This window comes from Actinophytocola sp. (genome assembly GCF_009379765.1).
In the GTDB taxonomy this organism is placed as follows: Bacteria; Actinomycetota; Actinomycetes; order Mycobacteriales; family Pseudonocardiaceae; genus Actinophytocola.
This window is the reverse complement of the sequence record NZ_WHTD01000004.1, coordinates 36,293-58,470: the sequence shown is the minus strand read 5'-3', so window position 1 is coordinate 58,470 and position 22,178 is coordinate 36,293. Positions and strand designations below refer to the sequence as shown.

Genomic DNA, 22,178 nt, shown 5'->3' with positions numbered 1-22,178 from the left:
GACTCACCAGCGGTCGACGTGGAGGACCTCGTCGACGGGCTGGCGGGCGGCGGGCTTGAAGGTCTCACCCGTGTAGTACGCGGTCGGGATCAGCGCGGCCTGGTGGACGCCACCGGGGAGGTCGAGGATCTCGGCGACCTCCCGCTCGTGGGCCAGGTGCAGGGTGGTCCACGCGGTGCCGAGGCCGAACGAGCGCGCGGCGAGCATGTAGCTCCACGCCGCCGGCAGGACCGAGCCCCACAGGCCGGCCTGGTTGCCGGCCTGCAGCGGCCCGCCGGTCCGGATGCACGGAACCACCAGGACCGGGACGTCGCCCATGCGGTCGGCCAGGTGCGCCACGCTGTCGTGGACCCGCCGCTGGACCGCCGACCGCACCGGGTCGTCGGCGAAGAGGTTGCCCGCGGCGCCGCCGGTGGCGAGGTAGGCCGCGCAGGCCTTCGCGTACACGGCGCCGATGCGGGCCCGCTGCGCCGCGTCGGTGACGACCAGCCACTGCCACGTCTGGCGGTTCGAGCCGCTCGGGGCCTGCAGCGCGATCTCGAGAGCGCGCCGGACGAGGTCCAGCGGCACCGGGCGGTCGAGATCCAGCCGCTTGCGGACACTGCGCGTGGTGGTCAGCAACACCTCGGGCGTCATGCCCCGACGCTACTTCGGACCGGGCGGGCGGTACTGCCCCGCACCACCAGCCTCGGCGGCACGCCCTCGAAGTCACGCACGGCCTGGCCGTCGAGATCGTCGTCCAGCAGCGCGAGCAACCGCTCCGCCACGTGTACGCCGTAGCCGGTGATGTCCCGGCTGACCGCGGTGATCGGCGGGTGGACGATCTCGCACAGCACCGAGTCGTCCCACGCCATGATCGACAGATCGCCCGGAACGTCGACGCCCATCTCGTGCGCCACCGACACTCCGGCGACCGCCATCACGTCGTTGTCGTAGACGATCGCGGTGGGCCGGGTGCTCGCGGACAGCAACCGCCGGGTCGCCTGCGCGCCCTCCTCCGGGCTGTAGTCGGTGTTGATCGTGGTCGACCACGCCAGCCCGATCCGCGCCGACACCTCGTCGAAGGCCTCCTTGCGCACCTCCGTGTGCAGCATCCCCGGCACGCCCGCGACCCGCGCGATCCGCCGGTGCCGCAACGCCGCCAGGTACTCCATGACCATGACCATCGCGCTCGTGTCGTCGATCCACACGCCGGGCAGGGTGCCGTGGTTGCCGGGTCCGCCGACGACCATCGCCGGCAGCTTGAGCTCCTCCAGCACCGGCACCCGCTTGTCGTGCACCTCCAGGTCGATGAGGAACACCCCGTCGACCCGCCGCTCGGCCCACCAGCGGCGGTACGTGGCGATCTCCGCGTCGTGGTCGGCGACGACCTGCAGCAGCAGCGCGGTTTGCGACGAGGCCATCGCGCTCTCCATCCCGGAGATCAGCTTCATGAAGAACGGCTCGACCCCGAGCGTGCTCGCCGGCCGGGCCAGCACCAGCCCGAACGCCCCCGCGCGGGCACCGGACAGCGCCTTGGCCGCGCTGTTGGGATGCCAGCCCATCTCCAGCGCCATCTGCAGCACCCGCTGCCTCGTCGACTCCGACACCCCGGGCTGGCCGTTGAGCGCGTAGGAGACCGCCCCCTTGGACAGTCCGGCCCTCCTGGCGATGTCGGTGATCGTCACACGTTTCGTCACTCGTTACCGCATTTCCGTCCCTCGTGGAGCTTGAAGCATGCCACGAGATGCTCGTCCTCGACCTCGGCGAGATCGGGCCCCTCGCCCGGGTGTCGCTGGTGGTAGAGGCACGGGCCCGCCGACTCGGCGACGTCCTCCTCCGCCCACTTGCGACGCAGCTGCGGGACCGACGCCAGCAGTGTCCTCGTATAGGGATGCAGCGGGTTGCCGAACACCTTCTCCGTCGATCCGCGCTCCACCACCGACCCGCGGCGCAGGATCACCGTCTGGTCGCTCAGGTAGTTGCCGAGCGACAGGTCGTGGGTGATGAACAGGACCGCGAGGCCGCGCTCCTTGAGGTCGGCCAGCAGGTTGAGCACGTCGATGCGGGTCGACGCGTCGAGCATGCTGATCACCTCGTCGGCCACCAGCAGCTTGATGTCCAGCAGCAGCGCCCGCGCGATCAGCAGCCGCTGCAGCTGCCCGCCGGAGAGCTGGTGCGGGTACCGGTCGAGCACCGCGGCGGGGTTGAGGCTCACTGCCGCCAGCGCATCGTCCACCTTGGTCCGCCACGCCGCGTCGCTCGTTCCCGGGAAGTACGCGGTCCGGATCATCGCGAGCACCCGGTCCGCCTTGAACACCGGGTTGTAGGAGCTGAACGGGTCCTGGAACACACCCTGGGTCGTGCGGTAGTACGACTTCAGCCCGCCGCGCCGCAGCGAGGAGATGTCCGTGCCGTCAAAGGTGATCGTGCCGCTGGTCGCCCGGTCGAGCCGCAGGATCAGCCGGCCGATCGTGGACTTGCCGCTGCCGCTCTCGCCGATCAGCGACACCACCTCGCCCGGCCGGATGTCGAAGCTGACGTCCCGCACCGCCGGCAGGTCCTTGCCGGCGAACGCGCCCACCCGGTAGGTCTTCGAGATCCGGTCCAGCTTGAGCATCACGAGGCCTTCCAGCAGGCGACCGAGTGGTTCGGCTCGATCTCGACGAACGGCGGCTCCTCGGCGCACTTGTCGAAGGCGAGCGGGCAGCGGTCGCGGAAGCGGCACCCGGTGGGAGGGTTCAGCAGCTGCGGCGGGCTGCCGGGGATCCCGCTGAGCCGCTTGCCGCCGTAGCGCACGCCCACCTCGGGCAGCGAGGAGATCAGCAGTTGGGTGTAAGGGTGGCGGGGCGAGTCGACGAGCACGTCGGTGGGTGCCTTCTCGGCCAGTTTGCCCGCATACATCACCGTGATGCTGTCCGCGATCTGGTAGACGAGCGACACGTCGTGGGTGATCACGATCATGCTGCGCACGAGGTCCTCGTCGCGGAAGCGGGCGAGCGTCCGGGCCACCGCGCGCTGGGTCGACACATCCAACGCGGAGGTGACCTCGTCGGCGATCAGCAGCGACGGGTTGAGCAGCGTCGAGATCACCATGACCATCCGCTGCTTCATCCCGCCGGAGAGCTCGATCGGGTACCGGTCGAGCACGGCCCGGTCGAGGCCGACGAGCTCGAGCCGGCTGTCCAGCTCGGACCGGACGGTGGCGAACCTGATCCGCCGCGACTCGACCAGCTCGCGCACCATCCTGCCGATCTTGCGGGTGGGGTTCATCGCGCTCATCGCGTACTGCGGGACGATCGAGACCTCGGTGAACCGGAACTCGTTCATCTTCGCGTCGGTCCCGATCGGCAGCTCCCGGCCGTCGAGCGTGACCGCGCCGCCGACGTGCCTCATCCGACTGTCCAGCCGGATGAGACTCTTGCCGAGCGTGGTCTTGCCGGAGCCGGACTCCCCCACCAGCCCCATGATCTCCCCGTCGGTCACCGAGAAGCTCACGCCGTCCAGCGCCCGCACGTCACCGCGCAAGGTCCGGTAGTACACCCGCAGGTCGTCGACGACGAGACTCATCTACATCTCCCGCAGCTTCGGGTTGAACACCTCGTCCAGGCCGACGTTCATGATGTAGAGCGCGCCGACGATCATCGTGATGCCCAGGCCCGGCGGGATGAACCACCACCACATGCCGAGGTTCATCGCGCTCCACTGCTTGGCGTGGTTGAGCATCAGCCCGAGCGAGATGCCGTCGGTGGGACCCAGTCCGATGAAGTCGAGCGTCGCGGCGAACAGCACCGAGCCGCCGAACAGCAGGATGAACACCATGAACAGGTAGGAGGCCATGTTCGGGGCGATCTCGCGGAGGATGATCCGGCGCACCGGCGCGCCACTCAGCTTCGCGAGGTCGACGAACTCCCTGGCCCGCAAGGAGAACGTCTGTGCCCGAACCGCCCTGGCCACCCACGGCCAGGAGAACAGCCCGATGATCACGGCCTGCACCTGGACGTCGCGGACCTGGAGGTAGGCGGCGATGATCATGAGCACCGCGAGCACGGGCAGCACCAGCACGACGTTCGTGATCATGTTCAGGATCTCGTCGACCATCCCGCCCCGGTAGCCCGCGGTGAACCCGATGAGCATGCCGATGACCCCGGCGATCAGCCCGGCCACCACGCCGACGAAGAACGTCGCCCGCAACCCGTGCACGAACTGGGACGCCACGTCCTGGCCGAACGTCGTCGTGCCGAGCCAGTACTCGCCCGACGGCGCCGCGGCCGGCGGGCCGACGTAGGCGAGCGGGTCGGCCGAGGTGAACCACGGCCCGACGAGCGCCGCGAGGAGGAACAGCACCACGACGGAGAGCCCGCCCACGAGCTTGCGGTTGCGCACCGCGAAGTACAGCGCCTCCCGGCGGACCCCCGCCGCCGGGACGACGGCGACCCCGGGCACGGCCGCGAGCTCGGGTACCGGCCCGCCCGGCACCGCGACGGGCTCGTCCGGGCCGACAGCCTCCGGCGCCCTGTCCGACGTGGTCACGCCGACCCGCCTCCCATCCCGGTCCTGGTCCGGGGATCGACCAGGACGTAGACGATGTCGATGACGAAGTTGGCCACCAGCACCCCGATCACGATGAACAGGAAGATGCCCTGCAGGAGGAACAAGTCGTTCGTCTTGATCGCCTCGAGCACCAGGTAGCCCAGCCCGCGGTAGTCGAAGACGATCTCGGTGACCACCGCGCCGCCGACGATCACGCCCAGCTGCAGCGCGAGCCCGGTGATCTGCGGGAGCATCGCGTTGCGGTAGGCGTAGCGGCGGACCAGCTTCGTGGGCGCGCCGAGCGCCCCGAGGTAGTGCGCGTAGTCCGCCTCCAGCTCGTAGATGATCAGGTTGCGCATCCCGATCGCCCAGCCGCCGAAGGCCACCAGGAACAGCGACAGGAACGGCAGGAACCAGTGGCTGATCAGGTCGTTGATGAACAGCCACGACCAGGCCGGCTCGAGCGACGCGCTGAAGCTGCGGCCGACCGGGAAGATGCCGGCAACCTTGCCCAGCCCCCACGCGAGCAGGATCGCCAGCCACATGTACGGCGTCGCGGTGAGCACGTACCAGACCGGCAGGACGGTGTTGTCGAGCACCTTCTTGCGTGCGGCGTAGGCGCCGAACTTGTTGCCGGCCCAGTAGCTCAGCAGGATCGCCGGGATGAGCAGGCCGAGCGTGTAGGGCACCGCGGCGAGGATGATGCCCGTGACCGGCTGCGGGAACGCCCACAGGCTCACCCCGAGGTCACCGCGGAACAGACCGCCCCAGAAGTTGAGGTACTGCTGCCACACGGGGACGTCGAACCCGAACAGGGCCGAGTAGTACTCCCGCATGGCCGCCACGCCCTCGGGCGTCTGCAGCCCGGCCCGTGCCACCATGCTCCGGACCGGATCCCCCGGCATGAACCGGGGGATCAGCCAGTTGATCGTGACCGCCACGAAGAAGGTGAGGGCGTAGATCAGCAGCTTTCGGCCGAAGTAACGAGCCATCGGTCACTTCTTCTCGGCGGGCCGCAGCTCGGTCAACATCTTGATGGCGTCCCGCTGGAGGTAGCCACGCCACATGGTCGGCAGGTAGTTGGGTCCGCCTTGCTCGGCCGACGGCCAGTTCGTCCACACGGCATTGCTGGCCTGGGCCCACAAGCCGTTGTACCACAAGGGAATCGCCGGCATGTCGGTCAGCTGGATGCGCTGCAGCTGCGAGGAGATCGCCTTCATCCCGGCCAGGTCGTCGATCTTGGTGCCGTCGAGCTGGTTGACAAGCGCCCACGCCTGCGCGTTCTCGTAGCGGCCGTAGTTGACTGTGGTCTGCTGTTTGTGGACCGGCAGCCCGAACACGTACTCGTAGTAGCGCCACGGCGTGTTGTCCATCTGCCGCTGGTTGTCCAGGATGATGTCGAACTCGCCGCTCTCGCGCATGTCCTGCACCACGGTGTCGGCCGGCGTCTCCGAGGTGACCGAGATTCCGGCCGCCTTGGCGCCCTCGGCGATCACCCGGGCGGCCTCGTTCCAGTCGGTCCAGCCGGACGGCGTCGCGAGCTTCAGGTCGATCTTCGCGCCGTCCTTGCCCTCGACGAGCCCGTCGCCGTTGGTGTCCCGGTAGCCGGCCTGCGCCAGCAGCCGCTTGGCCTTGCCGGTGTTGAACGAGTAGCCGAGCCGGTCGACCTGCGCCTTGTCGATGTACTTGTCCCAGATGGGCAGCAGCCCGGTCGGGTCCGCGGCCTGGACGATCTGCCCGTACACCGAGTTGACGATCTTGCCGACGTCGACCGAGTTCGCGAGCGCCTGGCGGAACTTGGGGTCGTTCATCGGCGCCTTGGTCGTGTTCGGCACCATCCAGGTCGTGTTGGCCGCCAGCATGTACGGCGCCTCGGGGTAGTAGGTCTGGAGCTGGTAGCCGCCCTTGACGAGCGTGGCGATGCCCGGCAGGAAGTTGTTGGAGAGGTCGATGCCGCCCTGCAGCAGCTGGCCGAGCGCGGCCTCGTTGCTGGTGTTGACGATGTCGATGACGTACGTGGGCTTCACGTCGAGGTCGAGCATCTCCTTGCCCCACCACTTGTCGTTCTTCTTCCACACCTGGCGGTCCTGGTCGTGCGTCTCGTACAGGTACGGGCCGGAGCCGACGGGCTTCTCGTTCGCGCCCGCGGTCACGTCCTCCTCGGACTTGTTCTCCCACAGGTGTTTCGGCACGATCGGGTTGAAGTAGACCCAGTTCGCCCACTGCTGGTAGCGCGGTTCCTTGAAGGTGAAGCGAGCGGTCAGGTCGTCGACGGCCTCGGCGCTGTCGAGGAACTCCCACAGGGGGTGGTAGGGCACCGACTCCATCTCGCCGAGGTTCACGGTGAACACCACGTCCTCGGCGGTGATCGGCTTCCCGTCGCTCCACGTGAGACCGTCGCGCAGGGTCACCTCGTAGGTGGTGTCGTCGGTCCAGTCGCCCTTCTCGGCGAGCCACGGCTCGAACTCGTCGGTGAGCGGGTCGTAGAGGAACAGCGTCTCGTAGACCAGGCCGACCGTGCCGGTGGCGTAGGTCCAGTTCATGATCGGGTTCCAGTTGGACGGTGGGCCCCACTGGGTGCCACTGGTGAACAGGGTTTCCGCCCTGGGGTAGCTCCCGTCGCCGGCGGCATCGCCACCGGGGTCGCCGCCGTCCGCGCCGGTGCAGGCAGCCGCCAGCATTCCGGCCGACAGGAGCAGGATCAGAAACCTCAACCGGTTTCGCATCGTGATCTCTCCTTATTCGACTGCTCAGGATTCGAGCGTCAGCTGCAGCACCCGGACCCCGAAGGCGGGCAGCGTCACCTCATCGACCGGCTGCTCGGACTCGAGCTCGGTCAGCTTTCCGGCCGCGACCGGCCGTACGGTCCGGTCGGCGGGCGACTGGCTGACGAGCCAGACGAACCGGCGACCGTCCTCGTGCGACAGTGTGGCGGCGTGCACGAGCGGGTCCGCCACGGTCACCGGCCGCACGACGCCCGCGAGGTCCGCCAGCGCGGCGTAGATCCGGTGGGACGGCTCGGGGTTGACCCGCGGGGTGGCCGCCGCGAGGGCCTCGATCGGGTACGTGCACAGCACGATCCGGCCCGACCCGACGCGCCGCCCCAGCAGCGCCGGCCGCCCGTGCCGGTCCACCGCGACGACCTCCGCACCGGCCGGTCGCACCGGCAGGTAGGCGTTCTCGCCGCCGCCCGTCGGGAACCGCAGCTCGGTCCCCTCGAGGATCGGGCCCAGGTCGCGGAGGAACCGGACGGTCACCTCGTCGTCCTCGATCGGGTCGAGCAGGCCGTAGCGGAGCTGGTGCTCGATGCCGAACATGCCGTTGACGTCGGCGTGCCACGGGCCGCGCTGGACGGCGTTGCCGCCAGGGCTGTAGGACACGTAGATGGTCGCACCTTCCTCGGCGAACCGGGCCAGGTCGCGCCAAGCGGGTGCGGTGAGCTGCTTGGCCGACGGCACGAGGTAGAGCTTGCGGTCTTCTGGCAGCCCGTCGGCCTCGCGGGCCGGCTCCACCTGGAGGTCGGCCTCACGGGTGGCGACGTAGGCCTGGCGCAGCACGTCGAACACGAACGTGCGGTCGGACGGCACGGTGAACGGGTACGCGCGCTCCAGATAGGACGGTACGACGAGCGCGGCCTCAGGCGCCGGGCGAACGCAGGCCGGGAAGTCCACGTGGGACAGGACCTCGGCGAACTCCCGGACGGCCACCAGCTGCGGCTTGGGTGTGCCCCGCGCGTCGGTGAGCCCGAAGTGCATCTCGAACGCATGGTGCCGGTAGGGATCCTGGTCGAACAGGTCGTCGTAGTCGGTGTTGTTCCAGGCGATCCAGCCGGTCGAGCCGGCGAGCAGCGTGTTGTGCAGGATCTGCCGGTAGTAGTGCGCGGCGTGCTCCTGCGAGGTGAAGTTGTCGGTGACGCCGAACTCCTCGAGCACGACGGGCTTGCCCATCGTGGCGGCCAGCGCGCAGATGAACGCGGCCGTCAGGTGCTGGCGGACGACGTCGTTCTCCATCCGGTAGACGTGCGGGCCCACGAAGTCGGTGAGGCCGGCGAGGTCGCGGACGGAGAACCCGTTGTCCACCCCAGTGATCTCGATCCCCCAGGCCCCGTCCCCCACCGACACGGGCTGGGTCCCACCGCCCGCGCGGACGGCGTCGATCATGAGCTGCGCCCACGGGGTGACGCGCTCGGCGGGCGCGGGCTCGCCGTAGATGGGCATCTCGTTGGACAGCAGCCAGGCCGCGATCGCCGGGTGAGCGTGGAACCGCCTGGTCATCTCCTTGACGAACCACGCCTGGCGGGCGACCAGCCAGACGTCGCCGTAGAGGTCACGGCCCGCGCGCCAGGAAGGGTCCCAGTTCTCCCCGGACATGTGGCCGACGATGAACGTCGGGATCGTCCGCATGCCGGCCTCGACGTGCTGGTCGAGGAAGTCGGCGAACCGGGCGCACAGCTCCTCGTCGACCCGGTCTGGCTCGGGGTGGAAGTCCGGCCAGTAGAAGAAGGAGCGGGTGAGGTTCAGGCCGTGCTCGCGCAGGACCCGCAGCTCCTGGTGGATGACGTCCGGGTCGTAGCGACGCCACATGAGCGGCCCGCCGACCCGGGACCAGAAGTTGGCACCGAGCCACGGCCGTCCGTCGATGAGGAGCATCGTCGCCTCTCGCGCCGTCGCGGACGCACTGAACCGGATCAGTGGAGAAAGTGGAGCTGGCCAGCGAATGTGTCAGACCATACGCGGTCGATCTTCGAATGCCCAGAAACTTAACAAGTTCAGTGATTATTGGGACCGATCGCGACTTTCCGCCAACTGGTGAAGCGGTTCAGTTAACGAAACTTTCGCGAGTCCAACACGCACGACCCGCGAGTCCAACATTCACGACCGCCGAGTCCAACATTCAGGGTTCGCGAATGTTGGACTCGGCTGTTCCGAATGTAGGACTCGCGGGTGGTCGTCCGCGGGGCTGGACACAGTGCGGGGCCGGGTCGGCATGCCCCGCCGACCCGGCCCCGACCGGCTTCACCCGCGTGGCTGACGCCTGGACCGCACGCCGGCCGCGCCCAGCGCGGTCGCCCCGGCCCCGCTGACCGGGATCGACCCCGCCCCGGCCACGACCTGCCGCCGCTCGTGCCGCGCCCGCTCGCTCGGCCCCGCGGCCAGGTGCCGGGCCCTGCGGTTGCCGGCGATCACCCGCGCCGCGATCGGCGGTGTCATCAGCCGTGCGGGCTTCTCCAGTAACGCGCTCACCCGCACGAACCGCGTGGCGACGACCGGGTCGCGCTCGGCGGCGATCAGCAGGCGCCGGACGTAGGAGTTCACGAGCCGGACCGACCGCGGGCGCGGGCCCTCGACCTGCGGCAGCGCCAGGTCCGCGCCGACGGCCAGCTGCCAGGCCACGTCGATCCGCTTCGCCGCCGCCCGGAAGAAGCGCCGCGCGAGGTCGCGGTCGCCGCGGCGCAGGCAGTCCCGCAGCTCCATCGCCTCCATCGCGGCCACCGACATGCCCTGCGTCTCGGCGGACGGCGTGCGGGTGGCGTACGCGTGCTCGGGCACCGGTCCCCCGCTGGTCAAGGCGGCGAACTGGCTCACCCACCTGGACCTGGAGTGGTCGAGCGCGATCTGGGCGCACTGGCTCGACGGGCTGGCCCACCACCACCGGCTGATCCGCTACGACGAGCGCGGCTGCGGGCTGTCCGACTGGGACGTCCCGGATCTCGGCTTCGACGCGTGGGTCAACGACCTCGAGCTCGTGGTGGACGCCGCCGGGCTCGACCGGTTCCCGCTGCTCGGCGTGTCCCAGGGCGGGGCCGTCGCGATCGCCTACGCGGTGCGGCACCCGGAGCGGGTGTCCCGCCTGGTGCTGGCGGGCGCCTACAGCCGCGGCCGGCTCGCCCGGGCCAGGACGGTGGCCGAGCGCGACGAGGCGACGCTCGACCTGCAGCTCGCGCGGATCGGCTGGCGGCATGACGATCCGTCGTTCCGGCAGGTGTTCGCGAGCCAGTTCCTGCCGGACGGTTCGCGCATGCTGTGGGACGCGTTCAACGACCTCCAGCGCGCCACGACGTCCACCGAGAACGTGGTGCGGTTCCTCGACGCGTTCGCCCACATCGACGTGTCCGCGCTGGCACCGCACGTGTGGTGCCCGACGCTGATCCTGCACTGCCGGGACGACCTGCGGGTGCCGCGCTCGCAGGCGCAGGAGCTGGCCGCGCTCATCCCGGACTGCGAGCTGCGGTTCCTGAACAGCCGCAACCACATCCTCACCGCGGACGAGCCGGCGTGGCCGGTGTTCCTGGCCGAGATCGAGCGCTTCCTGGCCGTCGACGCGTTCGCGCCCCGGTGACGGTCCACATATGGCACACCGGCTTCCGCGGTGCCGGTGGCTGACCGACAATCCGGTGGTGACCCCCGACGAGGTCAGGACCACCGCGACCGGCCCGACCGCGGGGCTGGCGCCCGGCTACGCGCAGGCGAACCTCGTCGCCGTGCCGCGGGACTGGGCCTACGACGTGCTGCTCTTCGCCCAGCGCAACCCGAAACCGTGCCCGGTCCTGGACGTGACGGATGTCGGGAGCCCGCGCACCGCGCTGGCCCCGAACGCCGACCTCCGTACCGACCTGCCCCGCTATCGCGTGTGGCGCAACGGCACGCTGGTCGCCGAGCCGACCGACGCGCTGGCCCACTGGCGCGACGATCTCGTGGCGTTCCTGATCGGCTGCAGCTTCACCTTCGAGAGCGCGCTGTCGGCGGCCGGCGTGCCCCTGCGCCACGTGGCGCAGGGGCGCAACGTGGCGATGTACGTGACCGACCGCGAGTGCCGTCCCGCCGGCCGCCTGCACGGCCCCCTAGTCGTGTCGATGCGCCCGATCCCGCCGCACCTGGTCGAGACCGCCGTCCGGGTGAGCGCCCTGATGCCGGCGGTCCACGGCGCCCCGATCCACACCGGCGACCCGGCCGCGCTGGGCATCGCGGACCTGACCGAGCCGACCTACGGCGACCCCACCGACGTCGAACCCGGTGACGTGCCGGTGTTCTGGGCCTGCGGCGTGACACCCCAGGCCGCCCTGACGGCATCGAGACCCCCGTTCGCGATCACCCACGCCCCGGGCCACATGTTCGTCACCGACATCCCCGACACCACCTATCAACTCGGCGGTCGAGCTCGATGAGCACCACCGGCCTGGTCGCACGCGCGAGGATGCGGTGCGCACTCAGCCGGGCGGCGTGAGGTCCAGCTCGAGCCGGTGAGCCAGGTCCTTGATCTCGTGGCCGACTGCCGCGGTCACGGTCTTGGTGAACGGGACGTCCTGGTGGATCGCATGAACCCGCAGCACCCCGGCTTTGCGGTCCGCGATGGCGTCGAGCTTGCCCACCAGCCGGTCGCCGTACAGGATCGGTAGCGCGAAGTACCCCGGCGGAGTTGGGTGCCGAAGACCTCGTCGACCCGCACGGGAGCGGTCCGTCGTTCTGGTTCCAGGCGATGGACGCGCCGCGGCCCGGCGCAACCGGATCCACATCGACGTCTCCGTACCGCACGACCAGGCTGAGGCGCGGGTCGCGGCGGCGGTCGCCGCGGGCGGGCACCTGGTCACCGACGAGCACGCGCCGGCGTGGTGGACGCCGGCCGACGCCGAGGGCAACGTGGCCACCTGGATGGGCCGCGACTGAGCGCCGGCCGTCACCTGAGCAGGCGTCGAACCGCCGACTCTCCCGCGGCAAACTGTCCACAAAGGACTCGCTCGATAACACGGGGTGCCCGGACCGTGTTGGAATGGTCCTATGTGGCGACTCGCGATGATCCTGCCCCTGCTGCTGGTCCTCGGCGGATGCGTGCCCGGCGACGCGGCCCCGAAGAGCAAGCCGACCACGGCGCCGCCCCTGGCCGAGTACGTCACCCGGCCGGACCTGACACCGCCGGTCGTCGACATCACGACGTCGAGAGCCGGCATGGATCCCGGGGACGTGGTCCTGCTCGCCCGCATCGGTGACCGCGAGGATGGCGAGACCCAGGGTTACGCGCTCGTGGTGGACGCCTCCGGCGAGCCGGTGTGGACCAAGCGGTTCGACGACGACGGCACGTTCCCGAACGACCTCGCGGTGCAGACCTACCGGGGCGAGCCGGTACTCACCTACTGGCACGGCTCGTCACCGGAGCGCGGCTGGGGCGACGGCGAGTACGTGGTGCTCGACCAGAGCTACCGGCAGGTCGCCACGGTCCGGGCCGGGAACGGGCAGTCGGCGGATCTGCACGACATGGTGATCACACCGCGCGGCACGGCGCTGCTGCTGTGCTACCCGACCGTGCGCGGCGACGAGTCCGTCCGCGAGGGCGTGGTGCAGGAGGTCGACATCGCGACCGGCCGGGTGCTGTTCGAGTGGCACAGCATCGACCACGTACCGGTGTCGGACTCGGCCGAGCCGTTGCCGAAGGACCCGAAGAAGCCCTACGACTACTTCCACGTCAACTCGGTCGACGAGGACGCGGCCGGGGACCTGCTGATCTCGGCGCGGCACACGAAGGCGATCTACAAGATCTCCCGGCGCACCGGCGAGGTGCTGTGGCAGCTGGGCGGCGAGCACGGCGACTTCACCCTCGACGACGGCGCGGAGTTCGCCTGGCAGCACGACGCGCGGTGGCGGCCAGGCGGCCGGATCAGCCTGCTGGACAACGCGTCCAACCTCGACGACCAGGGCTCACCGTCGCGGGCGCTGGTGCTCCAGGTGGACGAGCGGGCACGCACCGCCTCCCTGGTGAGTGCCTTCTCGAGCCCGGACGCGCTGACCAACGGCAGCCAGGGCAGCCACCAGCTCCTGCCGAGCGGCGACAGCTTCGTCGGCTGGGGGTCGCGGCCGAGCTTCACCGCGTTCGACCCGACCGGCGAGGTGCTTCTGCACGGGAGGCTGCCGGACAACACCTTCTCCTACCGCGCGAAGCTTGCGCCGTGGACCGGCCGGCCGACGACCCCGCCCGCGGTGGCCGGTCGCGCCGGCGACGACGGGACGACCGTGCACGTGAGCTGGAACGGCGCGACGGACGTGAGCCGGTGGCGTGTGCTGGCCGGGCCGTCGGCCGACCGGCTCGGCGTGACGCTGGAGGCACCGCGGACCGGTTTCGAGACGGAGATCGAGCTGCCGGACCCGGCGCCGTTCGTGGCGGTCGAGGCGTTGGACGCGGCCGGGAGACCGCTCGGCCGGTCGATTCCGACCAGAACGACCACCGGGTGACGATACGGTCGGGGCGTGCGACGGCGAACCCTTCTTCGTGGCGCGAGCGGCCTCGGCCTCGCCGGCCTGGCCGGCTGCTCGTCGCCCGCGCCGCCGCTGCCTCCGCCGACGGTGACCGGCTCGAAGCCGAACCGCCCGGTGAACGTCGAGTACGTGCGGTCCGAGGCACGCGGCAGGAACGTCACGCTGGTGGTGATGCGCCCGGCCGGCGAGGTGGACTCCACCCTGCCGGTCTGTGTGGCGCTGCACGGTCGCGGGTCGGACGCCCGGATGTTCGTGCAGCTGGGGGTGCCCGACCTGCTAACCCAGCTCGCCGGCGAGGGGAGGCCGCCGTTCGCGATGGTGGGGGTGGACGGCGGCAACGACTACTGGGTGGCCCGCACCCACCATGACGACCCGCAGCGGATGCTCACCGAGGAGCTCCCCGGCTGGCTGGCCGAACGCGACCTCGAGCCGGCGCCGTTCGCCGCGTTCGGCCTGTCGATGGGTGGGTACGGGGCGTTGAACTACGCGCGCACGACGCCGCACCCCGTGGTGGCGGCGTTGAGCCCGGCACTGTTCCTGGACTGGCCGGACGCCGAGTCACGCGACGCCTTCGCGGGTGAGGAGGCGTGGGCGTCCACCGACCCGTTCCAGCACCTCGACGCCCTGGGCGACACGAAGCTGGGCGTGTGGTGCGGCACCGACGACCCGTTCGTCGACGCCGCCCGCAAGCTGGCGGACGCGGCGTCGCCGGAGGTGGCCGCATTCGACCCCGGCGACCACGACGCGCCCTACTGGCTACGCACGGTCCCGAGGGCGGTCCGCTTCCTCGCCGACCACGCCGGATGAGTCAGCGGACCACGTTGCCGTACATCTCACCCAGCTCGTCGGAGATCAGCTCGACGCGGGCGCCGTCCGGGTCCTGGAAGTAGACCGACACCTCGCTGTGCACCTCGTGCGGCACGCCCGCAGCCTCCAGCTTCGCCGTCAAGGCCTCCCAGCGCGCGGACGCCACGGAGATCGCGACGTGGTGCAGGCCGCCGAGGACCTCGGCGTAGGGACCCACGTCCAGGCCCGGGAAGTCGAAGAACGCCAGGAGGTTGCCGTTGCCGATGTCGAAGAAGAAGTGGGACGAGCCCGGGTAGTCACGGTTCTCGATGAGCTCGGTGAGCGGGAACTCGAGCAGGTCCTGGTAGAACCGGATCGTCCGCTCCACGTCGCCGCTGATGAGCGCCGTGTGGTGCAGGCCCCGGGCACTCGACGCCGGCCGCTCGGACCTCGGGCGCAGGTGGGCGGACCGGAGCCGGTCCCGGGCCTCGGCCAGTGCTTCGACGTCCCGTGTGGCCACGGCAACCTCCCGAACTCGTACGGCACCGTCTCCGGCATCGTGAGAATAGGGCTCAGCACCCACCGATGGTCACCCGACCGGCTCGAGGCGGATCAGGGGGAAGGCCCGCTCGGTGCGGGTCTGGTACTGGAGCAGGTCGGGCCAGTACTCGACGTACCTCGGGTAGAGCCGCGCCCGCTCCGGGCCGTCGCGCGGCACGGTCGGCTTCGTGGTGACGGTGCGCTCGCCCACCTCGACGGTGACCTCGACCATGGCGTCGACATTCGCCACCCAGACAGGCTCCTTCTCCGCGCCACCCGCGGAGCCGACGAGCACGAAGCCGTCGCCGTCGGGCAGGTAGACCAACGGTTTGACGATCTCCTTGCCCGTTCGCCGGCCGACCGTGTGCAGCAGCAGCACGTGCGCTCCCTCGAAGTGCCCGCCCACGATGCCGCGGTTGGCGCGGAACTCCTCGATCACCTGGCTGTTGACGTCACTCATCCTCGGCGTCGCCTCCCTGAATGCTGTGCACGCGCTCTTGAACAACGTTCGGCTCACGCTTAGTCCTCGCCTGGCGGACGATCGGGCGCCGGCGCGGGGCAGATCCACCGAAGCTCCTGAATGGGAAGTACGGGAAGAACAGGACTCGAACGGCTGTACGCGACACCCGCGGTGGTCGTGGACGCTCGGTTCGTTGTCCTTCCCACCCCTGCTGGAGGCAATGATCATGCGCACCCGTGTCTTCCTCGCCGTCCTGACCGCCGGCGCGGTCATCGCGATCGGCACGCCGGCGACCGCCGCACCGCCCGTCCCACCGGCCGCGCCCGACATCCCCGTCGCCAACGTCCAGGCCCATCTCAACCAGCTGCAGTCCCTCGCCACCAGCAACGGCGGCAACCGGGCGCACGGCAGACCCGGCTACCGCGCCTCGATCGACTACGTGCGGGCGCGGCTCGACGCCGCCGGCTACGTGACCACCCTGCAGCCGTTCACATCGGGCGGCGCCACCGGCTGGAACCTGATCGCCGAGTGGCCGCGCGGCGACGCGAACGACGTGATCATGGCTGGCGGGCACCTCGACAGCGTCACCGCCGGGCCGGGCATCAACGACAACGGGTCCGGGTCCGCCGGGCTGCTCGAGGTCGCGCTCACCGTCGCGAGCCAGGACCTGACGCCGACCAAGCGGATCCGGTTCGGCTGGTGGGGCGCGGAGGAGCGTGGGCTCGTCGGCTCGACGTTCTACGTGAACAACCTGCCCGGCGCCGAGCGCGCGAAGATCAAGGGCTACGTCAACTTCGACATGATCGGCTCGCCGAACCCCGGCTACTTCGTCTACTCGTCGTCGGGCCAGCCGGCCGGGTCGATCGAGCTGCAACACGTGCTCGAGGCGCCGTTCGTCGCGATGGGCGTGCCGACCGAGCTGACCTCGGTCGGCGGCAGGTCCGACCACGCCGCGTTCGCCAACGTCGGCATCCCGACCGGCGGGCTCTTCACCGGCGCCGAGGTCACCAAGACCAGCGCGCAGGCGCAGAAGTGGGGCGGCACCGCGGGGCAGGCGTTCGACCGCTGCTACCACGCCTCCTGCGACACGACGAGCAACATCGATGTCACCGCGCTGGACCGCAACACCGATGCGATCGCCTACGCGATCTGGACGCTGTCCACCGCCACGACCCCGCCGGCCGGGCCGCGTTTCGAGAACCCGACCGACGTGGCGATCCCCGATCTGTCCACAGTGGAGAGTCCGATCGAGGTCACCGGCGTGCCGGGCAACGCACCGACGACACTGCGGGTCGGGGTGGACATCCGGCACACCTACATCGGCGACCTCGTGGTCGACGTCCTCGCCCCGGACGGCACCGTGCACAACCGTTCCGGCGGCAGCACCGACAACCTGAACACCACGTATTCGGTGAACGCCGGCTCGGAGGTCGCCAACGGCACGTGGCGGCTGCGCGTCCGCGACGCGGCCCGCGCCGACACCGGCACGATCAGCGCGTGGAGCCTGCAGTTCTGACTCGAACCCGCCTCCGCCCGACGACCGGGCGGAGGCGGGTGCCGCACTACCGAGCCGCGGTGCGAGCTGAAAGGATATGCGCACGTCCGCCGGAACGGAGCCATGCACCGCTACTGATCATGGGTGCCGGGGTTCCAGGGCGCGGGTGATGCCGCGGGCGGCTGCCTTCACCAGAGGAGCCAAGGCGGCGGGTTGGGCGGTGTCGGCGCGGACCACCAGGGAGACGGCGGCCAGTACGTGGCCTTCCGGGGACCGGACGGGGGCCGCCACGGACAGGGCGTCCAGGGTGACCTGACCGTCGCTCACGGAGTGGCCGGACTTGCGGACACCGGCCAGGACCTCGCGGAGGCGGACCGGGTCGGTGATCGTCTTCTCGGTGTAGGCGTGTAGCGGGGCCGCCAGGACCTCCTCCTGGACTTCCGCCGGGGCCGTCGCCAGCAGGACCAGGCCCACGCCCGTCGCGTGCAGGGCGAAGCGGCCGCCCACTCTCGTCAGTACCGGTACCGCCCGGCGGCCCGCGATGCGCTCGACGAACACCAGCTCCAAGCCCTCGCGCACGGCGAGCTGAACGTTCTCGTGGGTGACCTCGTACAGGTCCTCCAGGAAGGGCATCGCCGCCTCTCGCAGGGCCAATCCGCGTGGCGCAAGGGACGCGACCTCCCACAGGCGGAGTCCTATGTGGAACCGGCCGTCCGGCGCGCGTTCCAGGGCGCCCCACCCGACCAGCTCCTGGGCACGCCGGTGGGCGGTCGGGAGGGACACGCCGGCCCGGCGGGCCAACTCGCTCAGCGTCAGCTCGGGGGTGCTCGGTGTGAACGCGTCCAGGAGCGCCAACACCTTGCTCGTCACCGATCGGCCCGGCATCGGCACCTCCTCCCGCTCACAAGTCCAGGACCAGCCTCCCACCGGCCGACCTCGACACGCAGATCATCATCGTCTCCCCCGCTGCACGCTCGTCCTCCGTCAGCAGCGAGTCGCGGTGCTCGGGGGTCCCGCCCAGCACGTCCGTCTCGCAGGTGCCGCACGTTCCCTCCTCGCAGGATGACAGCACCGCGACCCCCGCACCTGTCAACACCTCCAGGATCGACCGGTCCGCCGGCACCTCCAGGGTCCGGCCGGAGCGGGCCAGCTCCACCTCGAACGCCGCGAACGACTCCCCTGACACCGGCTTCGGGGCGAAGCGCTCCACGTGCAGCGCCTCGGGCGGGCAGCGCTGCTCCACCGCGGCCAGCAGCGGTTCCGGACCGCAACAGTAGACCGCCGCCGTCGAGTCCTGTTCGGACAGTACCGAGAGGTCCAGCAGCCCGGTCTCGTCCTGCGGGCGGACGCTCACCCGGTCGCCGTGGGCCGCCAGTGCGGGCAGGAACGCCATGGACGCGCGGGTCCGTCCGCCGTAGAGCAGTCGCCAGTCCGCGCCCCGCCGCGAAACGGCCGCGATCATGGGCAACAACGGGGTGATCCCCACGCCACCCGCGACGAACAGGTACCGGGGCGCGGCGACCAACCCGAAGTTGTTGCGCGGCATGGAGACGCACAGCCGGTCCGCCACGGACAGCCTGTCGTGCACGAACGCCGAACCGCCACGGCCGGCCGGCTCATGCAGTACCGCCAACCGCCACGAGGACCGGTCGGCGACGTCGCCGCACAGCGAGTACTGCCGCACCAGGTCCGGGCGCAGCTCCACGTCCACGTGCGCGCCCGGCTCCCACTCGGGCAGCGGCGCGCCGGCCGGGTCCCGCAGCGTCAGCAGCACCACGCCGTCGGCCACGGGATCCTTGCGCACGACCTCGACGGCGATCACGAGTGCCCCTCCGGATGCGCCAGCAGCCACTCCCAGAGCTCCACCGGATCCTCCGACTCGTGCGAAGCCCCGCAGTGGCACACGCCGACCAGCAGGTCCGTCCCGAGTGTCCAGTGGACCCGGTAGACGGTGTCGCCGGACAACGCGGTCATACCGACGCCATGCGCTTCAGGATGCGGCGCGCCGCGAGTCCGCCGGTGTCGATGTTGACCGACAGCTCCTGGTACCCGTCGGGCTCGGCCCGGGTCACCTTCTCCAGGATGTCCAGCGCGGTGACGTCCTGCAGCACCACGGTCCGGTTGCTCTCCGCCAGGAAGTCCGACACGCCCTGGTCCGCCAACGCGAAGTCCCTGGCCACCGCCCAGAAGTCGTGCGTGCTGTGCTCGGTCTCCGGGGTGATCGCGTACACCACCTCGACATGGAAGCCGTCCGGGTCCGCGCCGTCGTCGCGGGGCAGCACGCCGGCGGGAGCGATTCGGCTGTGCAGCAGGTACAGGCACGGCGGGTGGTACTCGATGTCCTGCCACCGGGTGATCCGGCCGTCGATTCCGGTGGACTTGGCGTAGAAGGGCGGGCACGCGGCGTCGGCCATGTGCCGGCTCACGTAGATCACCCCGCGGTCCTCGTCCACCTCGGTCGTGATCGGGGTGGACGCCACCTCCGGCGTGCCGATGTAGCCGCCGTGCAGGTACGTCTCGTGCGACAGGTCCAGCAGGTTGTCGACGAGCAGCTCGTAGCGCGCGGCGAGCGGCTCCATCCCGCACACCGTCGTGTATCCAGGGTCGGCCAGCCACGGCGCGCGCGGCGGTGCCGAGGAAGGCGACGACGAGCCGATCCACACCCACACGAACGAGTCCTGCTCCACGACCGGGTAGGACCGAACCCGTGCGGTGCGCGGGATCCGCTTCTGCCCCGGCACGAACACACATGACCCCGCGCGGTCGTAGGTGAAACCGTGGTAGCCGCACACGATCGTGTCCCCGTCGAGCCTGCTCTCCGACAGCGGGTAGCGGCGATGCACGCACCGGTCCGCGAGCGCCACCACCTCGCCGGACTCCGTGCGGTAGAGGACGATCGGCTCGCCGAGGATCGTCCTACCGAACAGCGAGCGCTCGATCTCGCACCCGTACGCCGCGACATACCACTGGTTCCGCACGAAGTTCATCCACCGACGATCGGCCACCGGCGGCGAACCCAGAAGCCCTGCTTTCACTCACTGAAAGGGGAACCGTCCGGCACCGTGTCCAGGAGCTCCGCGGCGATCTCCGCGGCCGGCCGGGAGAGCGTGCCCTCGATGTCGCGGAACGCCTTCTGCGCCGGGTTGGCCGGCCAGTCCTCGGGCAGGTGCCGCACCGGCAGCCGAGGGTCCTTCCGGATGATCCGCAGCCACTCCGTGACGATCGACAGGTGCGCGGCGAGCGGATCCTCGGGATACGGCTGCGAGTCCGCCCAGCGGTCCAGGAAGGAGCGATACCCGGCCGCGATCGGGCCGAGGTCGTAGGCGTCCCCGACCAGCTGCCCCACGTCGGTCGGCTCGTCGACGGTCGCCCGGAACACCCGGACGTGCGCCTCGAGCCCCAAGGAGGCCACGATGTCGTCGACCCGGACGTGGCCCGGCGCGATCCACAGCCCACCCTGCAGGGGACCGAACCCGGCCCACGCCAGCTTCGCGCGCAGGTCGTGCCGCTGGCGCTGCCACGCCTCGGGCAGCGAGAAACCCAGCAGCGTCCAGTCGCCGTCCCAGTCGTCGTTGACCGCGCCGGTCCGCCAGATGCGGGTGTGCCCGTCGCGCAGGATCTCCGCCGTGCGCCGGGTGAGCCCGAAGTACATGCGCCTGCCGTGCTTCTGGCGGCGCAGCAGCCCCCGGTTGACCATGCGGGTGAGCGTCGAGCGGGTCGCGTGCTCCGAGACACCGAGCCGGCCGAGGGCGTCGATCACACTGCCGGAGAAGACGCACAGGTCGCGGTCGTACAGGTAGTCGCCGAGGAACGTGAGCATCAGCGACTGCGGCCGCGGACCCGCGGGCTCCTCGTGTTCAGCGGTCACTCCGCAATGTTAGGCATAATCTTGACGGCTGCAACAGAGGAGCCTAACTTTGTGTCCTGGCTCGCATCGCGCTCCTGGTACAAGGAGGTACCGTGCGTCGACTCCTTCCGCTCCTGGCCACCCTCGCCCTCCTCGCGACCGGATGCGGTGGTGGCGGCGACCAATCCGGCGACACGATCAAGGTCGGCCAGATCGTGTCGCTCACGGGGAACTACTCGCCGCTCGGCAGCGAGAACAAGAAGTCCGTGAAGCTCGCCGTCGACCAGGTCAACCGCGACGGCGGGGTGCTCGGGCGCAAGATCGAGCTCGTGGTCAAGGACGACAAGAGCCAGCCCGACCAGTCGGTGCTGGCGTTCAACGACCTGCGCGGCCAGGACGTGGCCGCCGTCATCGGCTCCCCCTTCTCCAACTCCGCGCTCGCCACGGTCCCCTCGGTCGACCGCGCGGAGATCCCTTACCTGTCCCTGACCCCGGCCGACGAGCAGGCCGACCCGGTGCACCCGTACGTGTTCGTGGTCCCCGCCACCTCGGCCACCTACGGCGAGCGGATCCTGCAGTACCTCGAGGCGACCGGACTGTCCACAGTGGCCATCGCGCACGACACCAAGAGCTCCTACGCCCAGGCCGGGTTCAAGGGCATGCGGGAGAAGGCGGCCGAGTACGGCATCGAGCTGGTGGCCGACGAGGAGTTCCAGACCGACGCGACCGAGTTCGGCGCGGTGTTCGGCCACGTGCGCTCCTCCGGCGCGCAGGCGCTGGTGGTGTGGGCGACCGGCCCGCCGGCGGTCGCGCTGACCAAGCAGTACGCGAGCGCCGGGCTCGACATCCCGCTCGTGCTCACCGGCGCACAGGCCAGCAAGCTGTTCCTGGACCCGGTGGGCGACGCGGCCGAGGGCGTGCTCGTGGCCAGCTCGATCGGGGTCGTCGGCCCGGACCTGCCGGACGGCGCACAGAAGGACGCGGTCGCCGAGCTGACCACGTCGTTCCAGGACGAGTACGGCTACCCGCCGCCGCAGTTCGCGCAGGACGGCTACAGCGCGGTGAAGCTGCTCGTCGCGGCGCTCGAGAAGGCCGGCAGCACCGAGCCGGCGGCCATCCGGGACGCGCTGCAGGGCCTGACGCTCGTCACCCCGAACGGCGAGTACACCTACAGCGAGGACGACCACGCGGCGCTGGGACCCGAGTTCATCTCGGTCAACACCGTGACCAAGGGCGCGTTCCGGCCGACCGAGTGGGCCAGCACCCAGCTGGCCGGGCTGGCCGGGTAGCAGG

24 protein-coding genes are annotated in these 22,178 nt (G+C 70.4%); 7 read left to right on the top strand and 17 right to left on the bottom strand.

Translation table 11 applies throughout. The features are described from left to right. Positions 1 to 3: 3 nt before the first annotated feature. From GEV28_RS02025 to GEV28_RS01985, 9 genes are all read right to left on the bottom strand, one after another. Positions 4 to 636 carry a nitroreductase family protein gene (locus GEV28_RS02025; protein WP_291407929.1) on the bottom strand — a complete coding sequence of 211 codons (633 nt, stop codon included), beginning with the start codon at positions 634 to 636 and terminating at the stop codon, positions 4 to 6. After that, on the bottom strand, positions 633 to 1,667 hold the full coding sequence (locus GEV28_RS02020; RefSeq protein WP_291407927.1) for a LacI family DNA-binding transcriptional regulator: 1,035 nt from the start codon (positions 1,665 to 1,667) through the stop codon (positions 633 to 635). Before GEV28_RS02020 ends, GEV28_RS02025 begins: the two co-directional genes overlap by 4 nt. Positions 1,668 to 1,675: 8 nt before the next feature. Then, entirely contained in the window at positions 1,676 to 2,599 is a 924-nt protein-coding gene (locus GEV28_RS02015; RefSeq protein WP_291408046.1) for an ABC transporter ATP-binding protein, read from the bottom strand. Next, positions 2,599 to 3,549, bottom strand: coding sequence for an ABC transporter ATP-binding protein (locus tag GEV28_RS02010; RefSeq protein ID WP_291407925.1), 951 nt, complete (start codon positions 3,547 to 3,549; stop codon positions 2,599 to 2,601). Before GEV28_RS02010 ends, GEV28_RS02015 begins: the two co-directional genes overlap by 1 nt. Further along, positions 3,550 to 4,512 carry an ABC transporter permease gene (locus tag GEV28_RS02005; RefSeq protein ID WP_291407923.1) on the bottom strand — a complete coding sequence of 321 codons (963 nt, stop codon included), beginning with the start codon at positions 4,510 to 4,512 and terminating at the stop codon, positions 3,550 to 3,552. After that, positions 4,509 to 5,504, bottom strand: coding sequence for an ABC transporter permease (locus GEV28_RS02000; RefSeq protein ID WP_291407921.1), 996 nt, complete (start codon positions 5,502 to 5,504; stop codon positions 4,509 to 4,511). Before GEV28_RS02000 ends, GEV28_RS02005 begins: the two co-directional genes overlap by 4 nt. 3 nt (positions 5,505 to 5,507) lie before the next feature. After that, complete coding sequence (locus tag GEV28_RS01995) at positions 5,508 to 7,238, bottom strand: ABC transporter substrate-binding protein (protein WP_291407919.1); 1,731 nt, start codon at positions 7,236 to 7,238, stop codon at positions 5,508 to 5,510. 24 nt (positions 7,239 to 7,262) lie between these two features. Next, positions 7,263 to 9,161 carry a cellulase family glycosylhydrolase gene (locus tag GEV28_RS01990; protein ID WP_291407917.1) on the bottom strand — a complete coding sequence of 633 codons (1,899 nt, stop codon included), beginning with the start codon at positions 9,159 to 9,161 and terminating at the stop codon, positions 7,263 to 7,265. 366 nt (positions 9,162 to 9,527) lie between these two features. Next, positions 9,528 to 10,061 carry a hypothetical protein gene (locus GEV28_RS01985; RefSeq protein WP_291407915.1) on the bottom strand — a complete coding sequence of 178 codons (534 nt, stop codon included), beginning with the start codon at positions 10,059 to 10,061 and terminating at the stop codon, positions 9,528 to 9,530. On the opposite strand from GEV28_RS01985, the gene GEV28_RS01980 reads away from it, so the two are divergent. Continuing rightward, positions 10,039 to 10,851, top strand: a complete 813-nt coding sequence (locus GEV28_RS01980; protein ID WP_291407913.1) for an alpha/beta hydrolase — start codon at positions 10,039 to 10,041, stop codon at positions 10,849 to 10,851. The two genes, GEV28_RS01985 and GEV28_RS01980, sit on opposite strands and share 23 nt — an antisense overlap. Before the next feature lie 55 nt (positions 10,852 to 10,906). After that, positions 10,907 to 11,677 (top strand): putative hydro-lyase, encoded by a 771-nt coding sequence (locus GEV28_RS01975; protein ID WP_291408044.1) that lies wholly within the window; start codon positions 10,907 to 10,909, stop codon positions 11,675 to 11,677. Between the two features lie 42 nt (positions 11,678 to 11,719). On the opposite strand, the gene GEV28_RS01970 is transcribed toward GEV28_RS01975, so the two are convergent. After that, a complete protein-coding gene (locus GEV28_RS01970) occupies positions 11,720 to 11,881 on the bottom strand; it encodes a hypothetical protein (RefSeq protein ID WP_367115015.1) in 162 nt (53 codons plus the stop codon). Here GEV28_RS01970 and GEV28_RS01965 point away from each other — a divergent pair. The 3 genes from GEV28_RS01965 to GEV28_RS01955 all read left to right on the top strand — a co-directional run bounded on the left by GEV28_RS01965 (position 11,874) and on the right by GEV28_RS01955 (position 14,564). Continuing rightward, positions 11,874 to 12,176 (top strand): VOC family protein, encoded by a 303-nt coding sequence (locus GEV28_RS01965; RefSeq protein ID WP_291407911.1) that lies wholly within the window; start codon positions 11,874 to 11,876, stop codon positions 12,174 to 12,176. The genes GEV28_RS01970 and GEV28_RS01965 overlap by 8 nt on opposite strands. 111 nt (positions 12,177 to 12,287) lie before the next feature. Continuing rightward, on the top strand, positions 12,288 to 13,733 hold the full coding sequence (locus GEV28_RS01960) for an arylsulfotransferase family protein (RefSeq protein WP_291407909.1): 1,446 nt from the start codon (positions 12,288 to 12,290) through the stop codon (positions 13,731 to 13,733). Between the two features lie 15 nt (positions 13,734 to 13,748). Then, complete coding sequence (locus GEV28_RS01955; protein ID WP_291407907.1) at positions 13,749 to 14,564, top strand: alpha/beta hydrolase-fold protein; 816 nt, start codon at positions 13,749 to 13,751, stop codon at positions 14,562 to 14,564. A gap of 1 nt (position 14,565) precedes the next feature. Here the strand turns inward: GEV28_RS01955 and GEV28_RS01950 are convergent, their stop codons facing one another. Together GEV28_RS01950 and GEV28_RS01945 are read right to left on the bottom strand one after the other, a co-directional pair. Further along, the gene (locus GEV28_RS01950; RefSeq protein WP_291407905.1) at positions 14,566 to 15,063 is read right to left on the bottom strand and encodes a VOC family protein; all 498 of its coding nucleotides are present in this window, start codon (positions 15,061 to 15,063) and stop codon (positions 14,566 to 14,568) included. Between the two features lie 69 nt (positions 15,064 to 15,132). Next, positions 15,133 to 15,543 carry a nitroreductase/quinone reductase family protein gene (locus GEV28_RS01945; RefSeq protein ID WP_291407903.1) on the bottom strand — a complete coding sequence of 137 codons (411 nt, stop codon included), beginning with the start codon at positions 15,541 to 15,543 and terminating at the stop codon, positions 15,133 to 15,135. 193 nt (positions 15,544 to 15,736) lie between these two features. Between GEV28_RS01945 and GEV28_RS01940 the strand changes: the two genes are divergently transcribed. Then, a complete protein-coding gene (locus tag GEV28_RS01940) occupies positions 15,737 to 17,059 on the top strand; it encodes a M28 family peptidase (protein WP_291407901.1) in 1,323 nt (440 codons plus the stop codon). A gap of 117 nt (positions 17,060 to 17,176) precedes the next feature. On the opposite strand, the gene GEV28_RS01935 is transcribed toward GEV28_RS01940, so the two are convergent. The 5 genes from GEV28_RS01935 to GEV28_RS01915 are packed head-to-tail and all read right to left on the bottom strand — an operon-like array spanning position 17,177 to position 20,906. Then, positions 17,177 to 17,923, bottom strand: a complete 747-nt coding sequence (locus GEV28_RS01935) for an IclR family transcriptional regulator (protein WP_291407899.1) — start codon at positions 17,921 to 17,923, stop codon at positions 17,177 to 17,179. Positions 17,924 to 17,939: 16 nt separating this feature from the next. Next, entirely contained in the window at positions 17,940 to 18,860 is a 921-nt protein-coding gene (locus GEV28_RS01930) for a PDR/VanB family oxidoreductase (protein WP_291407897.1), read from the bottom strand. Continuing rightward, positions 18,857 to 19,012, bottom strand: coding sequence for a hypothetical protein (locus tag GEV28_RS01925; RefSeq protein ID WP_291407895.1), 156 nt, complete (start codon positions 19,010 to 19,012; stop codon positions 18,857 to 18,859). The genes GEV28_RS01930 and GEV28_RS01925 overlap by 4 nt, the downstream gene beginning before the upstream one ends. After that, the gene (locus tag GEV28_RS01920) at positions 19,009 to 20,025 is read right to left on the bottom strand and encodes an aromatic ring-hydroxylating dioxygenase subunit alpha (protein WP_291407893.1); all 1,017 of its coding nucleotides are present in this window, start codon (positions 20,023 to 20,025) and stop codon (positions 19,009 to 19,011) included. Before GEV28_RS01920 ends, GEV28_RS01925 begins: the two co-directional genes overlap by 4 nt. 44 nt (positions 20,026 to 20,069) lie before the next feature. After that, entirely contained in the window at positions 20,070 to 20,906 is an 837-nt protein-coding gene (locus tag GEV28_RS01915) for a PaaX family transcriptional regulator C-terminal domain-containing protein (protein ID WP_291407892.1), read from the bottom strand. Positions 20,907 to 20,998: 92 nt separating this feature from the next. On the opposite strand from GEV28_RS01915, the gene GEV28_RS01910 reads away from it, so the two are divergent. Next, positions 20,999 to 22,174, top strand: a complete 1,176-nt coding sequence (locus tag GEV28_RS01910; RefSeq protein ID WP_291407890.1) for an ABC transporter substrate-binding protein — start codon at positions 20,999 to 21,001, stop codon at positions 22,172 to 22,174. The last annotated feature ends 4 nt before the right edge of the window (positions 22,175 to 22,178 follow it).

Excerpts from the sequence above, each read along its gene's own strand:
- GEV28_RS02025 (WP_291407929.1), bottom strand. The coding sequence starts at position 636 with ATGACGCCCGAGGTGTTGCTGACCACCACGCGCAGTGTCCGCAAGCGG.
- GEV28_RS02015 (WP_291408046.1), bottom strand. The coding sequence starts at position 2,599 with ATGCTCAAGCTGGACCGGATCTCGAAGACCTACCGGGTGGGCGCGTTC.
- GEV28_RS02010 (WP_291407925.1), bottom strand. The coding sequence starts at position 3,549 with ATGAGTCTCGTCGTCGACGACCTGCGGGTGTACTACCGGACCTTGCGC.
- GEV28_RS02000 (WP_291407921.1), bottom strand. The coding sequence starts at position 5,504 with ATGGCTCGTTACTTCGGCCGAAAGCTGCTGATCTACGCCCTCACCTTC.
- GEV28_RS01995 (WP_291407919.1), bottom strand. The coding sequence starts at position 7,238 with ATGCGAAACCGGTTGAGGTTTCTGATCCTGCTCCTGTCGGCCGGAATG.
- GEV28_RS01990 (WP_291407917.1), bottom strand. The coding sequence starts at position 9,161 with ATGCTCCTCATCGACGGACGGCCGTGGCTCGGTGCCAACTTCTGGTCC.
- GEV28_RS01960 (WP_291407909.1), top strand. The coding sequence starts at position 12,288 with ATGTGGCGACTCGCGATGATCCTGCCCCTGCTGCTGGTCCTCGGCGGA.
- GEV28_RS01945 (WP_291407903.1), bottom strand. The coding sequence starts at position 15,543 with ATGAGTGACGTCAACAGCCAGGTGATCGAGGAGTTCCGCGCCAACCGC.
- GEV28_RS01935 (WP_291407899.1), bottom strand. The coding sequence starts at position 17,923 with ATGCCGGGCCGATCGGTGACGAGCAAGGTGTTGGCGCTCCTGGACGCG.
- GEV28_RS01925 (WP_291407895.1), bottom strand. The coding sequence starts at position 19,012 with ATGACCGCGTTGTCCGGCGACACCGTCTACCGGGTCCACTGGACACTC.
- GEV28_RS01920 (WP_291407893.1), bottom strand. The coding sequence starts at position 20,025 with ATGAACTTCGTGCGGAACCAGTGGTATGTCGCGGCGTACGGGTGCGAG.